At 59.9% G+C, this 13,587-nt stretch carries 11 protein-coding genes; 3 read left to right on the top strand and 8 right to left on the bottom strand.

Annotated elements, in window-relative coordinates:
- Window positions 1–103 precede the first annotated feature (103 nt).
- Window positions 104–1,429 (bottom strand): dicarboxylate/amino acid:cation symporter, encoded by a 1,326-nt coding sequence (locus tag GSM73_RS07965; RefSeq protein ID WP_160892088.1) that lies wholly within the window; start codon window positions 1,427–1,429, stop codon window positions 104–106.
- Between the two features lie 41 nt (window positions 1,430–1,470).
- The gene (locus GSM73_RS07960) at window positions 1,471–2,553 is read right to left on the bottom strand and encodes a 4-oxalomesaconate tautomerase (protein WP_047225550.1); all 1,083 of its coding nucleotides are present in this window, start codon (window positions 2,551–2,553) and stop codon (window positions 1,471–1,473) included.
- 168 nt (window positions 2,554–2,721) lie between these two features.
- Between GSM73_RS07960 and GSM73_RS07955 the strand changes: the two genes are divergently transcribed.
- Entirely contained in the window at window positions 2,722–3,612 is an 891-nt protein-coding gene (locus GSM73_RS07955; protein ID WP_047225549.1) for a LysR family transcriptional regulator, read from the top strand.
- Between the two features lie 45 nt (window positions 3,613–3,657).
- On the opposite strand, the gene GSM73_RS07950 is transcribed toward GSM73_RS07955, so the two are convergent.
- Complete coding sequence (locus tag GSM73_RS07950; protein WP_076384163.1) at window positions 3,658–4,485, bottom strand: SDR family oxidoreductase; 828 nt, start codon at window positions 4,483–4,485, stop codon at window positions 3,658–3,660.
- Window positions 4,486–4,596: 111 nt separating this feature from the next.
- On the opposite strand from GSM73_RS07950, the gene GSM73_RS07945 reads away from it, so the two are divergent.
- Complete coding sequence (locus tag GSM73_RS07945) at window positions 4,597–5,493, top strand: LysR family transcriptional regulator (RefSeq protein WP_160892086.1); 897 nt, start codon at window positions 4,597–4,599, stop codon at window positions 5,491–5,493.
- A gap of 90 nt (window positions 5,494–5,583) precedes the next feature.
- Here the strand turns inward: GSM73_RS07945 and GSM73_RS07940 are convergent, their stop codons facing one another.
- Window positions 5,584–6,276 carry a type 1 glutamine amidotransferase domain-containing protein gene (locus tag GSM73_RS07940; protein ID WP_047225546.1) on the bottom strand — a complete coding sequence of 231 codons (693 nt, stop codon included), beginning with the start codon at window positions 6,274–6,276 and terminating at the stop codon, window positions 5,584–5,586.
- A 303-nt stretch (window positions 6,277–6,579) separates the two neighbouring features.
- Between GSM73_RS07940 and GSM73_RS07935 the strand changes: the two genes are divergently transcribed.
- Entirely contained in the window at window positions 6,580–7,206 is a 627-nt protein-coding gene (locus tag GSM73_RS07935) for a LysE family translocator (protein ID WP_047225545.1), read from the top strand.
- Between the two features lie 17 nt (window positions 7,207–7,223).
- On the opposite strand, the gene GSM73_RS07930 is transcribed toward GSM73_RS07935, so the two are convergent.
- The 4 genes from GSM73_RS07930 to GSM73_RS07915 form a co-directional block, all read right to left on the bottom strand.
- Window positions 7,224–10,118 (bottom strand): EAL domain-containing protein, encoded by a 2,895-nt coding sequence (locus GSM73_RS07930; RefSeq protein WP_139049817.1) that lies wholly within the window; start codon window positions 10,116–10,118, stop codon window positions 7,224–7,226.
- A gap of 239 nt (window positions 10,119–10,357) precedes the next feature.
- On the bottom strand, window positions 10,358–11,968 hold the full coding sequence (locus GSM73_RS07925) for a gamma-glutamyltransferase family protein (RefSeq protein WP_139049816.1): 1,611 nt from the start codon (window positions 11,966–11,968) through the stop codon (window positions 10,358–10,360).
- A 53-nt stretch (window positions 11,969–12,021) separates the two neighbouring features.
- Window positions 12,022–12,801 carry an amino acid ABC transporter ATP-binding protein gene (locus tag GSM73_RS07920; protein WP_160892084.1) on the bottom strand — a complete coding sequence of 260 codons (780 nt, stop codon included), beginning with the start codon at window positions 12,799–12,801 and terminating at the stop codon, window positions 12,022–12,024.
- A gap of 2 nt (window positions 12,802–12,803) precedes the next feature.
- Window positions 12,804–13,580: an amino acid ABC transporter permease gene (locus GSM73_RS07915; RefSeq protein WP_139049814.1), complete on the bottom strand. Its 777-nt coding sequence runs from the start codon at window positions 13,578–13,580 to the stop codon at window positions 12,804–12,806.
- Window positions 13,581–13,587 lie beyond the last annotated feature (7 nt).

Below are 13,587 nucleotides of genomic sequence, written 5' to 3'. Positions count from 1 at the left end.
CATTCAGGCGCACGCCATCCCACTCGCCAGGCGACACTCGAATGATTGCCTGGCGCAGGTATTCAGGAAGATAACGCGGTGATGTCGGGTCAGCCGTGACCGGTTAGATGTGATTCGCGACCTTTGTGTCGTCCCAGGCGTGCTCCGTTGCCTGGACGTGCCTCGGGGAGGGTTTGCCATCCAGGGTCTGCAACAGCACATCGCGGTCGCAGGCATTCTCCGAGATGGAGATCACCACGGTCGCCACTGCGTTGCTCGCCAGGCTGGTCAGCGCCCGCGCCTCGGACATGAACCGGTCGATCCCGATCAACAGGGCCAAACCGGCCAGAGGAATATCGTGGATGACGGTCAGGGTCGAGGCCAACGCGACAAAGCCGCTGCCGGTAACACCTGCGGCGCCCTTGGAAGACAGCAACATGATCGCCAGCATGGTGATGACCTGGGTCAGCGTCAGGTCGATGTTGCAGGCCTGTGCAATGAAAATGGCCGCCAGCGACAGGTAGATCGCCGTGCCATCGAGGTTGAACGAGTAACCGGTTGGCAGCACCAGCCCCACGACGCCCTTCTTGCAACCCAGGGCCTGGAGCTTTTCCAACATCCGCGGCATCACCGGTTCAGTCGAAGAAGTGCCCAGCACCACCAGGAATTCCTCGCGCAGATAACGCAACAGCTTCCACAAACTGAAGCCGTGTGCACGGCAAATGCTGCCCAACACAACGAAGACGAAGAAGGCGCAAGCGACGTACAGGGTCATGATCAGCTTGGCCAGCGAGCCCAGCGACGTGATGCCGTACTGCCCGACAGTGAAGGCCAAGGCTCCGAAAGCGCCGATCGGAGCAAAACGCATCAGGTAGGAGAATATCTTGAACACCATGTGCGAAGCTGATTCCAGCACATCCAGCACCGGCTTGCCGCGCTCGCCCAAGGACGACAGGGCAAAGCCGCAGAGCACTGCGATAAACAGCACCGGCAGCACCTCGCCTTTATTGAAAGCGCCAATAAAGGTGTCGGGAATGATGTGCATGAAGAAGTCCACCACACTCAGCTTCGCAGCGGAGTCGGTGTATTGCGACAGGCCCTGGGTGCTCAACTGGGTCGGGTCTATGTTCATGCCTGCACCGGGCTTGAACAGGTAGACCGACACAAGGCCAATGATCAGGCTGATCACCGTCAGCGCCAGGAACAGTAGCATGGTCTTGCTCAACAAGCGCCCCAGCGAGCGCTTGTCACTCATGCCGGCGATGCCGGTGACAATCGTGCAGAACACCACCGGCGCGATCATCATCTTGATCAACTTGATGAAAGCATCACCCAGCGGCTTCAAGGCAATCGCCTGTTGCGACCAGAAGTGCCCGACCAGCACCCCCAGCAGCACGGCGCAGATGATCTGGAAGTAGAGCGATTTAACAACTTTCATGGCATCACCCATTTTTAGAATTGTTCTGATGCAAACGACAATGACTGCCTGGACTATCCGGCCAGCCGGTGTGAAGCGGTGGCGTAGACGAAACCTGAGAAAAGCCGGCGGGCGGTACGCACCACCGAGGCACGAATGGTCTCACCCTTTTCGCCGGTGTAGGACAGTACGACGTCGATACCACCGCTTGGGTGCTCAATACGAACCTGCTGCAGACGCGGCTCGCTGATGCCGCCGAGCAACTGCGCCACTACGCTGCCTTCAGTCACGCAAGCGGTGGCCAGACCGATGGAGCCGGTGATCGCCAAGGCGCGATGACAGTTGTGCGGCATGAAATAGCGCACCTGGACAGTCCCGCCCGACTTGGCAGGCGACACCAATACCGGCTTGGGGATGACCTTGTCACTGACATCACCCAGGCCCATGGCCAAGCCGGCTTTGAGTCGCAGGGACTCCAGGCGTTGCAGGAACGCTTTATCGGCGTCCAGTTCAGCGGGGCTTTCATCGCCGCGCTTGCCAAGCTGACTGGCCTCGACGATCAGCATCGGCATCGCCATGTCGATACAGGTCACCGGGATACCATCGATCAGGTCCAGCGATTGCCCCGTCGGGAAGAGCTTGCCGGTCTTGCTGCCAGCCGCATCCAGAAAGGTCAGTTGCACCGGAGCCGCCGTGCCAGGCACGCCGTCGATGGCGGTGTCCCCTTCATAGCTGACCTTGCCCTCAGGGGTTTGCACCTCTGAATTTACGAAGGTCCCGGTATTGAGGTTGCGGATCCGCACGCGGGTCAGATCGCCGGAAGGCTTGACCAGCCCCTGCTCGATGGCGAACGGGCCGACGGCGCACAGCATATTGCCGCAGTTGGGCGCGGTATCGACCCGGCGCTGGGAAACCATGACCTGGACGAACAGATAGTCGACATCCGCGTCCGGGTGCAACGATGGGCTGACGATTGCCACTTTGCTGGTTTGCGGGCTGCCGCCACCGATGCCGTCGATTTCCAGCTCATGGCCGGACCCCATCAGGTTGAGCAGCAGCTCATCACGTTCGGCGATGGCACTGGGCAGGTCCCAGGCAAGAAATACGGGCCCTTTGGAAGTACCACCGCGCATCAGCACACAAGGAATTCGCTGCATGAACACTAACTCTTGTTGATCAATCTGGATAATTGATGTTCTGGACACAAGAGTGGCAGGGTTCTAAAAGTGTTTCCAATGCAAAGATCAGAGCAATTATTGCGTTTCACGAATGAATTAATTTACGATGATTTCCCAGCGCATCGCTCTTGCCCGGTGAGAAAGAACATGGAATACGAGCTTCAGGACATACGATCTTTCGTGAAAATCGCTGAACTAGGCAGTTTTCATGAAGCCGCCGATGCGTTGCATCTCTCTCAACCGGCCCTGAGCCGGCGCATGAAAAAACTCGAGGAAGGCCTGGGGACCGCCTTGCTGGATCGCACCACCCGCAAGGTCAGCCTGACGAGCGTCGGGCGCGATTTCCTGCCCAAGGCGCGGCGCTTGCTGGATGATTTCGACGACTCGATTCTCAATATTCGCGAACTGGCGGAGCGCCAGATCGGTCGGGTGACCTTGGCCTGCATCCCCACCGCGGCCTTCTATTTCCTGCCTTCGGTGATCCGCCTCTATAACGAGCGCTACCCCAAAATCCGCATCCGCCTGCTCGACCTCAGCGCAAACGAAGGGCTCGAGGCGGTACTGCGTGGCGAAGCCGATTTCGGTATCAATATGATGAGTGGCCAGCACCCGGATATCGAGTTCGTGCCATTGGTCAACGAACCTTTCGTTTTAGCTTGTCGACGCGACCATGAACTGGCCAGACGCAGCTCGGTAAGCTGGTCTGAGCTCAGCGATTACCGACTGATCGGTGTCGGTCGTCTCAGCGGCAACCGAATGCTGCTTGACCATGCTTTATCGGGTTTGAGCTGGCGTCCGCAGTGGTTCTACGAAGTGCAGCACTTGTCTACATCGTTGGGGTTGGTCGAGGCAGGCCTTGGGGTGTCGGCCATGCCCAGCCTGGCAATGCCGGCCGAGGATCACCCGACATTGGTCAGCGTGCCGTTGATTGATCCGGTGGTAAACCGATCGCTGGGCCTGGTCTATCGAAGGGGCGCATCGCTCTCCCCGGCCGCGGAAAAATTTGTCTCGATATTGCTTGAACAATGGGAACACTGATTTTTCGGGGTCCATGATCAGGACTGGATGAGAAACGGGCCGATCTCAGTCAACCTCCGTGCTCATTGCAAGCGCTTGATATTGCTCCAGCTCAGCCAGCCGTTGGACCAGGGCATTGCGAACACGCTCGTAAGCCCCGCTGCCTAGCAGTAGACGCCTGGGTGCGGGATCGACGTCGACAATCTCGAGCATGATCCTGGCCATTTTCTGCGGGTCTCCGGTAAGCGGGAAAGTACCCTCGGCGATTGCTTTACGCACTTCACCGGCAGGCGTTTGCTCGTACTCAGCCATCGCGGGCGGACGAACCAGCGCGGCGCCGAAATTAGTTCGTGTCGGGCCCGGCTCTACCAGGGTGAACTCGATCCCAAAAGGCGCAACCTCCAGAGCGACCGACTCAACGAATCCCTCAATGGCCCATTTGCTTGCGTGGTATAGGCTGAAGTTCGGGTAAGCGAGCTGCCCGCCCTCCGAGGACACTTGAAGAATTCGACCGCCCCCCTGTTTGCGCAGAAACGGTAGGCAGGCACGGATGAGTTGAATAGAACCGAGCAGATTCGTTTGCAACTGCTGGTCGATCTGTTCATCGCTGGCTTCCTCCGCCGCACCAAACAACGCGTAGCCCGCACTGCTCACCACAACATCAATACGTCCTAGCTCGGTGAACGCCTGATGAACCACAGCGCGGATGGCCAATGCGTCGTTTACATCAAGCAACGCTGTCCACAGTTGCTCGCCGTAGCGTGTCTTCAAGTGACTCAAGGCCTGAGGCTTACGCAAAGTAGCCGCCACACGGTCCCCCCGTTCCAGCAATTGTTCGACCACCGCCAGACCAATGCCGGACGAACTTCCAGTCACTAACCAAGTTTTGCTCATGTGCTTGATCTCCGAATGAAGGGTGAGTTGCCATCGATGTGAGACCAAACTACGTCAGCCGGACTGCTGCTACTATGGGGCATAATTCGGATGAGCTAATGAAATATAGCCATGAATCAATTGCCCCTTTCGCTTGCCGATTTACGCGCGCTGACCCGCATCGTTGCTCATCGCAGCTTTCGTAAAGCGGCCGATGAGTTGGGCCTGTCAGCCTCTACCCTGAGTCATATGATGAAAACGCTGGAGGCCGGTCTTGGGGTGCGTTTGCTGCACCGCACCACGCGCAGCGTTTCACCGACGGCAGCGGGAGAGCGTCTGCTAAGACGACTGGCGCCTGTGTTGCGCGAATTCGAGCTGGCGATTGAGGAAGTCAATGAATACCGGGATCTTCCCAGCGGCACTTTACGGATCAATGCCAGCGAACAGGCCGCGCGCGTTTTGATGAAAGCTGCCCTTCCGATATTCCTGGAACGCTTCCCCCAGATGTCGGTTGACCTCGTGACCGAGGGCCGTCTGATCGATATCGTGGCCGAGGGCTTCGACGCCGGTATCCGTTTAGGTGAAGCGATCCCCCAAGACATGATCGCCGTGCCGATAGGAACGGATACGCGATTTATTACCGTGGCGTCCCCCCAATACCTGAAGACTCATCCTGTCCCCCTTACGCCGGATGATCTGCCAGGACATCAATGCATCTGCATCCGGATGCCCAGTGGTAAACCTTATAGATGGGAATTCTCCAGGAACGGACAATCCATGGTCATCGAGCCCAAAGGACAGCTAACCCTCGATAATGCCGAAATCATGGTCGATGCAGCCATATCCGGGCTCGGCATCGCTTACGTGCCAGAGCAGACGGTATCGCAACTTTTGGCAGACGCTCGTCTGGTCGAGGTCCTCGCGGATTGGTGCCCCAGGATTCCTGGGCTGTTTCTGTATTATCCGGGGCACCGCTATATCCCATCAGGCTTGCAGGCCTTCATCGAGGTCTTGCGCGAGTCTCATTGATTGTCCGCGACTGTGCATTCGAACATAACGGCATGCGCCCTTGCGAGGTGAACGCGCGTCGGTTGCGATCCGGCCCTTGTTTGAGCTGACTCAAGCCTTCTGCTCTTGCTGCAAGCGCTTGAGCAGCGCGTTGGCGGCGGCTTCGGAAGAAGCCGGGTTCTGGCCGGTGATCAGATGGCCATCCTCGACCACGTAACTCGCCCAGTCTGCCGCCTTTGAATACTCGCCACCTCTGGCTTTGAGCATGTCCTCCACCAGAAATGGCACCACCTGGGTCAATCCCACGGCCTCTTCTTCAGAGTTGGTGAACCCGGTCACTTTCTTGCCCTTGACCACTGGATGGCCATCCGGCGCGTTGACGTTCTTGAGCACCCCAGGCGCGTGACAGACGGCCGCGATGGGTTTATTCGCGGCGTAAAAGGCTTCGAGGAGGGTCTTGGAATCAGTGTCCTCGGCCAGATCCCACAGCGGCCCATGACCTCCGGGATAGAACACGGCATCGAAGTCGTAGGGATCAATTTCGCCCAGCGGCACCGTGTCGGCCAACGCTGCCTGGGCCCGGGTATCGGCGCTGAAGCGGCGAGTGGCGTCCGTCTGGGCCTGTTCCTCGTCGCTCTTGGGGTCCAGCGGCGGTTGCCCTCCCTTTGGTGAGGCGAGCGTAACCGTCACTTTGGCGTCGACAAACACGTAATAGGGCGCGGCGAATTCTTCCAGCCAAAACCCCGTTTTCTTGCCGGTGTCACCCAACTGATCGTGGGACGTCAGGACCATTAGAATGTTCATGTAAACCTATCCTCCAAGTCGGAATGAGCGGCGTATGTTCGCCCTGCATTACGTCAGAGGCCGCGTGGTAGCAGACGTTCAAGTGGGTGAAGCGAATCCTCATGAAACGGTCGTTGATCCCAGTGTTACTCCCACCATCAGCCCCGCTGCCGAGGAGTTCGGGGCCCGTTATTGAGTTGCCGAACCGGTTCACCGCTGCTAGAAATGAAAGACCTTGGCCTTGTCTCTGCCAGCGCCACAATCCAGGACAGCCTCGCGGGCATCATCCGTTGACCCCATTCATACCTCACAGGGAGCTTCACCGTGTTTCCGATGGATATCTGGTTCACCTACACCGCAGCCTGCGTGCTACTGGTCTTGTCACCCGGTCCTGACAATCTGCTGGCCATAGGACGGGGGCTGAGCCAGGGTCGCCTGGCCGCCATCGTGTCCGGCCTGTCGTCTGGGCTGGGCATTTTGTTTCACGTCACCACCGCCTCGTTGGGGCTGACTCTGTTGATCCAGACCTCGACGGTTGCCTTCTGGGTCGTCAAATTGGTAGGGGCGGCCTATCTGGTCTGGCTCGGGATCAAGGTGCTGCGCTCCAGAAGCCTGATAACCTTCGCGCCCGCCGCACGACAGCCACTGCGAAGCATTTTGCTTACAGGCTTTCTTTCGGCGGCGCTAAACCCCAAACCCGGGTTGTTCGTCCTGGCGTTCATCCCTCAATTCATCAACCCCGCGCTCGGCTCGGTCACCGTACAGATGCTGGTCTACGGGTTCTGGTTCGCCCTGCTGACGGCCGTGGGGTTCTCGTTGATGGGGATCTTCGCCACGCGCCTGTCGCAATACATCTGTCAACGCCCACGCCTTACCAACGGACTGAACCTCGGGGCGGGATTGACCTTCATCGTGTCAGGACTGTCCATCGCCGCCCTCAGGCAGAAATAACCGCCCGTTCCACGCACCTAGCCACCAACCAGCGAAGTCGCCAGCAATGCCTCCAGCCCCATCGGCTTGGCGAAATAATAACCTTGGGCCTGCCCTGCCCCCATCTCCCGCAGCAAGAGCAACGTCGCTTCATCTTCGACACCTTCGGCCACCACGCTAAGGTCAAGTGATTCGGCCATACGCACGATCGCCCGGACGATCGCGCGACTGCGGGGGCTGGTGGTCAGTTCGAAAATGAACGACTTGTCGATCTTCAAACCGCTGAAACGGTATTGATGCACATAGCTCAGGGATGAAAATCCTGCGCCAAAGTCATCGAGCACCACCGACATGCCGTTGTCGGCCAATTGCTGCATGGTCAGTCGGGCAATGGCGGGCTCGGCCACCAGCGCACCTTCGGTCAACTCCAGGCAGATCCGCGACGGCGCGACGTTGTAACGGGCCAACAGTGCCAGCACATCATCGGCAAAATCCGGGCGCGTCATGCTGTAGCTGGAGCAATTGACATGCACCGGTGGCCAATTGGCGTGTTGCGGTAGTGCGAGGATCGCCACGATGCTGGTGAGCATGTACAGATCCAGTCGACCGATCAGACGCAACCCCTCGACATCGGGCAGAAACTCGCCCGGCGCGATGATCCGGCCACCCGGTTGATGCCAGCGGATCAGCGCTTCAAGGGCCACCAGCTCGCCGCTTTCGACGCTGACAATCGGCTGGAAATACGGCAGCAGTTCGTCGGTACGCTTGAGCGCATTGCGCAGGTGCCCTTCACGCTCAACCTGGTCCGAGACTTCACGACGCACTTCCTGGTTGAACACCGCGTAACTGTCGCGCCCGGCATTCTTGACCCGGTACATCGCCGCATCGGCATCGCGCAGCAAGTCCGCGGGTTCGTGGTGAAACTGACTGTCGGCGCTGACAATACCGATACTGCACGACGAAAACACTTCGTGGCCATTGATGAAAAACGGCAGGTCGAACACCGACAGAATCCGCTCGGCGATTTCGATCACCACCTCCAGTGTCGCCTCGGGCGCCAGCACTGAAAACTCATCGCCCCCCAGGCGGGCCAGCATGTCGGTGTCACGCAGGCAACTGCGCAAGCGGTGGGCGGCCTGCATCAACAGCAAATCGCCAAAATGGTGGCCGAAGCTGTCGTTGACCATCTTGAAGCGGTCGAGGTCGATGAACATCACCGACAGTTGCCCGCCTTCGCTCTCGAACCGCGCCCAGGCCACATTGAGGCGCTGCTGCAGGTAGGAGCGATTCGGCAGCCCGGTCAGCGCATCATGGGCGTTTTCGTGTTGCAGCTTGGCGTTGGCGTGATCCAGTTCGCGGGTGCGGTCCTGCACCCTGGCTTCGAGCTTGAGGTTGGCGGCATGGATCGCTTCTGCGGCCGTGCGGCGCGACAATGCCGTATCAATGTGCCGTGACACGAACGTCAGCAGTTCCTGGTCGCGCAAGGTGTAGCGCACCTGGGAGGTATAGCTTTGCACCGCCAGCACACCCCGTACCACATCGCCATCGAACAACGGAATGCCCAGCCAGGAATGGAAGCGGACCGACTCGTAGGCCACTTCGAGTTCACCCTGCGCAGACAACCGATCCGCGTCGAAAGGATCAATCAGGCAAGGACGACGCTGGCGGATAACGTACTCGGTCAGGCCCCGGCACCCGCGGCGTGCCTCAGGCAGGGTGGTTTTGCGCTCATCGACATAATACGGAAAGGTCACTTCACCGATCGCGTCGTCGAACAGCGCGATGTAGAAATTCTCCGCGAACAGCAGATCGCCGACAATGCCATGCAAGGTTTGGAACAGCTCCGCCATGTCGCCAGGCTGGCTCGACAGTTCTGCAATCTGAAATAGCGCACTCTGCAGGTGTTCGGCGCGCTCTCGATCTGCCACTTCCTGCCTCAGCGCGTCATTGACTGCCGACAGTTCCAGCGTGCGACGCATCACCGTCTCTTCCATGCCCTCACGGTGCAGAATCCGGTCCAGCGCCATGGCCACGTGTCGGGCCACCACCAGAAACAGCGCGCGGTCTTCGGCGCTGTAGGTGCGTGCAACGTCGTAGACCTGCATGGCAAGCATGCCAAACACTTCATCGGCGGCATTTTTCAGCGGAGCGCCCATCCAGAATTCGGGACGATCACCCACGCAATAGAAACGACCCTCGGCCTGAGCGGCGCAAATGCCCGCGGCATCGATCAGCAACGGCTGGCCCGAGGTCAGCACCTGGCCGGTCAACGACAGACGTGAAGGGTCAAGGTATTCGTAGTGTTGGGACTCCACGGCATCGACGTCGATGATGTCGACGTAGTACGGGTAGTCGATTTTTCCGCTGTGGGGGTCATACAGCGCGAGATAAAAGTTCTCGGCATCGATCAGGCTGGCGAGCAGCCGGTGAACCCCCACCAGGAACACGGAGCGGTCGCGGGTGGAGCTGGCCAGGTAGGTAATTTCATACAGCACACGCTGAGTAATCTGGGCCCGGGCCAGGGTATTGGTCTGTACCTGGATGCCCAGGCATCGGGCAAACTCGGCGAGGGCCGGCTCCTCGGTATCGGTGACTGGCGCCAGTAGCCAACCCAGCACACTTTCGCCCCGACCGGTCGGCCAGCGGCACAACCGTCTGGTCCGGCAGAAGGTCTCGAACTCTGCGTTCGCAACGCTGGCCGGCCACTGTTGCCCTGGGTCGCCCTGCCCCAGCAGATGCAGTTGTTCACCGGCGCGATAAACCACCCACTGGGTGGTGTGGGTCCAGGTGCGCGCTGATTCCAGCAATTGTTCGATCGCGTCTTCGTTGCCAACGTATGCCATGCCGGCCGCATCCGGGTTTTCTTGCAGGTGAATTGCCACACCGTAATGGTTCGATGGCTGCGGGGGATCGCTCAATGGGCGAAAACTCATCAGCGCTCCCTGCGCCACAGTGGCGAGATTGAATGACTGATTGCCGGGCAATATGCCAGTGAGCCTTCGGTGTATAGCGTCCAGAGGGTTTTTTCAATCGTTTTTATTCACTTGAGTGCTATCACGACGCAATGAGTGTTTCATCGGTCATGGAGTGTTGCCTGCGGCGGCGCTCGTCCTCCCGGGTTCTCAACCATACGCCCCCGGGAGTCCCTGCAAGCACGGCCGGTTCATCGTGCCTACCACACAGCAATATGAGAATCCGCCCTGGGCTCGGTGCCGCCGCACAGGACACCGCTGACCGGGTCGCGGAGAATGATCTGGCCTCGTCCGTAATCAGTCCGGTCACTGGCGATCTGCACTTCATGACCGCGCCGCGCCAAGGCATTGGCCAAGTCGCCGGAGGCACCCTGCTCGATGCCAACTTTCATCTCACCAAGCCACTGCCAGCGCGGAGCGTCCAGCGCCGCTTGCGGGTTCAGGCCGAAGTCCACCAGGTTCATCACCATCTGCACATGGCCTTGGGGCTGCATGTAACCGCCCATCACGCCGAAAGGGCCAAGGGCCTGGCCATTCTGGGTGAGGAAACCAGGGATGATGGTGTGAAAAGTCTTCTTGCCCGGGACCAGGCAATTGGCGTGGCTCGGATCCAGGCTGAATTCCTGTCCGCGATTCTGCAAGGCAATCCCGCTGTCGGGCAGCACCACGCCGGAGCCGAATCCGTGATAGTTGCTCTGGATGAACGAGACCATGTTGCCTTCCCCGTCAGCAGTCGCCAGGTACACCGTGCCACTGGCGTGGGGATCGCCGGGTTTGGGTGCCTGGGCCTGTTCGCTGATCTGGGCGCGACGGCAGGCGCTGTACTCCTCGCTCAACAGGTCAGTCACCGCCACACGCATGTGCAGAGGGTCGGTGATGTAGTGCAGGCCGTCGCTGTAGGCCAACTTCATGGCCTCCAGTTGGCGATGCCAGGTCTGCTGGCTGTCGCGGTGATCGAAGCTGAAGCCCTCCAGTATTTTCAGCGCCATCAAGGCCACCAGCCCCTGTCCGCTCGGCGGGATTTCCCAGACATCGACGCCTCGATAGTTGACGTGGATCGGTGCCACCCATTGGGCGCGATAATCCTGCAGGTCCGTGGCGCGAAGGTAGCCGCCGCTGGCCCGGGAGTGGGCATCCAGGCGTTCGGCCAAGGCGCCGCGATACAGGCTCTCGCAGCGGGTGGCAGCCAATTCTTCAAGGGTTCGGGCCTGGGCCGGGTTGCGGAAAATCTCCCCGGCCCGTGGCGCGCGACCGTCAATCAGAAAAGTCTGGAACCAGGCATCCAGGACCTGATCACGATGAGGCGTGAATTCGTTCAAAGCGATCTGCCATTGATGGGCAACCACCGGCGACAGCGCAAAACCGTCCCGCGCCAGGCTGATCGCCGGCTGCAGCAACACGGCAAAGGGCAGCTTGCCAAAGCGTTGCGACAACTCGGCCCAGGCCGATGGGCAACCCGGGACGGTTACCGGCGTCCAGCCATAGAGCGGCATCCGTTCATGGCCGGCCGCCTTGACCGCCTCGATACTCAGGGCCGCCGGTGCATGGCCGTTGCCGTTGAGGCCATGTAACTGGCCCTTGCACCAGACCAAGGCAAAAGCATCGCCACCGATGCCACAACCCGTGGGCTCGACCACCGTCAGCGCCGCCGCCGTGGCGATGGCCGCATCAATGGCGTTGCCGCCCTTTTGCATGATCTCGATGCCCGCTTGGGCAGCCAGAGGCTGGGACGCGGCGACCATGCCCCGGCGGGCAAAAACGCTCTGGCGTTGCGACGGATAAGGGTACTCGTGAGCAGAAAATTTCAGCATGGCAAAGACTCTTCAATTCATTGGCGGGACTCAGGGCGAACACCCCGGAACGGTCATAACACGCGACTGAGGAAAGCCCGGGTTCGCGGGTGCGTGGGATGGCTGAAGATCTGCTCCGGCGGGCCTTGCTCGATGAGTTCACCTTGGTCCAGCACCACCACACGGTCTGCCACTTCGCGGGCAAAGCCCATTTCATGGGTGACCACGACCATGGTCATGCCCTCCTCTGCCAGCGCTTTCATGACTTGCAGCACCTCGCCAACGGTTTCCGGGTCGAGGGCGCTGGTGGGTTCATCGAACAGCATGGCCTGGGGTTTCATCGCCAGCGCCCGGGCAATCGCCACCCGTTGCTGCTGGCCGCCGGAGAGCATCGACGGGTAGTGGTTGGCCTTGTCCGCCAGACCGACCCGCTCCAGCAGGTTGCGGGCCTGTTCCAGCGCCGCGGCGCGAGGCATCCCGAGCACCTGGATCGGCGCCTCGATGATGTTCTCCAGGGCCGTCATGTGGGGGAACAGGTTGAAGCGCTGAAACACCATGCCGATGTCCCGGCGCTGGCGGGCGATGTTGCGCTCCGACTCACGCACCAGGCTGCCGTCAGCCCGCTCGCGATAGCCCATGGCCCGGCCATTGACGCGGATGCGCCCGCCCTGGATGTCTTCCAGCAGATTGATGCAGCGGATAAAGGTGGTCTTGCCCGAGCCGGAGGCACCGATCAGCACCACCACTTCGCCGCGCCGTACTTGCAGGGATATGCCCTTGAGGATCTGCAGCTCGCCAAAGGACTTGTGCACATCCAGCGCCTCGATGATCAGCTCTTCACTTTTGTGCGCCATCGCTAACGTGCCCTCAACAGGTTCAGGGTGCTGCGACCGAACATCCGCGTCGACGCCGGCGGTGGTGACGAGGGTCGGTCCGATTGGCCGAAACGGGCTTCCAGCCAGCGCTGGAAAAAGCCCCAGAGAGTGGTCAACAAGAGGAAATAGATCGCCACCACCAGGTACAACTCGAACACCCGGAACGTCGCCGACGTGACCATCTGGGTACTGAGCAACAGCTCCTGTACGCCGATCACACTGACCAACGTGGTGTTCTTGAGCATCACGTTGAACTCGTTGCCCAGTGGCGGGACGATGACCCGGAACGCCTGGGGCAAGACAATGCGGCGCATCAGCTTGGCGAACGTCATGCCCAGGGAACGCCCGGCTTCGTACTGGCCCTTGTCCACCGCGCCGATGCCGGCCCGGATGATCTCGGCCATATAGGCACCTTCGTTGAGCCCCAGGGCAATGATCGCCGCCTGGATATTGCCGGGAATCACCAGGCCGAACAGATCGATGTCTTCGAAGCGGAAAATCCCCCCTGCCGCCAGCGCTGTATAGAGAAAGACAATCTGCACCAGCAACGGCGTGCCGCGCATCAGCCACACATAAAAACGCACCGGTAAATGCAGCAACGGATTGCTCGACAACCGTATCAACGCCGCGGCCAGTCCCAGGAAGCAGCCCAGCAGCATCGCCAACACACTGATCACGCAGGTCAGCCAGAGCCCGGTGAGGTAAACATCACTGGGCTGCAACAAGTACTGCCAAAACACATCCCAATTGAAGTTCATCAACGCT

It is taken from the genome of Pseudomonas sp. PICF6 (assembly GCF_009831705.1).
GTDB lineage: Bacteria > Pseudomonadota > Gammaproteobacteria > Pseudomonadales > Pseudomonadaceae > Aquipseudomonas > Aquipseudomonas rhizophila.
Note: the sequence above shows the minus strand (reverse complement) of the source record. Positions and strands in the feature narration are given on the sequence as shown.

Bases quoted from the DNA above. Each gene is read 5' to 3' on its own strand.
- GSM73_RS07965 (WP_160892088.1), bottom strand. From the start codon at position 1,429: ATGGGTGATGCCATGAAAGTTGTTAAATCGCTCTACTTCCAGATCATC.
- GSM73_RS07960 (WP_047225550.1), bottom strand. From the start codon at position 2,553: ATGCAGCGAATTCCTTGTGTGCTGATGCGCGGTGGTACTTCCAAAGGG.
- GSM73_RS07955 (WP_047225549.1), top strand. From the start codon at position 2,722: ATGGAATACGAGCTTCAGGACATACGATCTTTCGTGAAAATCGCTGAA.
- GSM73_RS07950 (WP_076384163.1), bottom strand. From the start codon at position 4,485: ATGAGCAAAACTTGGTTAGTGACTGGAAGTTCGTCCGGCATTGGTCTG.
- GSM73_RS07945 (WP_160892086.1), top strand. From the start codon at position 4,597: ATGAATCAATTGCCCCTTTCGCTTGCCGATTTACGCGCGCTGACCCGC.
- GSM73_RS07940 (WP_047225546.1), bottom strand. From the start codon at position 6,276: ATGAACATTCTAATGGTCCTGACGTCCCACGATCAGTTGGGTGACACC.
- GSM73_RS07930 (WP_139049817.1), bottom strand. From the start codon at position 10,118: ATGAGTTTTCGCCCATTGAGCGATCCCCCGCAGCCATCGAACCATTAC.
- GSM73_RS07925 (WP_139049816.1), bottom strand. From the start codon at position 11,968: ATGCTGAAATTTTCTGCTCACGAGTACCCTTATCCGTCGCAACGCCAG.
- GSM73_RS07920 (WP_160892084.1), bottom strand. From the start codon at position 12,801: ATGGCGCACAAAAGTGAAGAGCTGATCATCGAGGCGCTGGATGTGCAC.
- GSM73_RS07915 (WP_139049814.1), bottom strand. From the start codon at position 13,580: ATGAACTTCAATTGGGATGTGTTTTGGCAGTACTTGTTGCAGCCCAGT.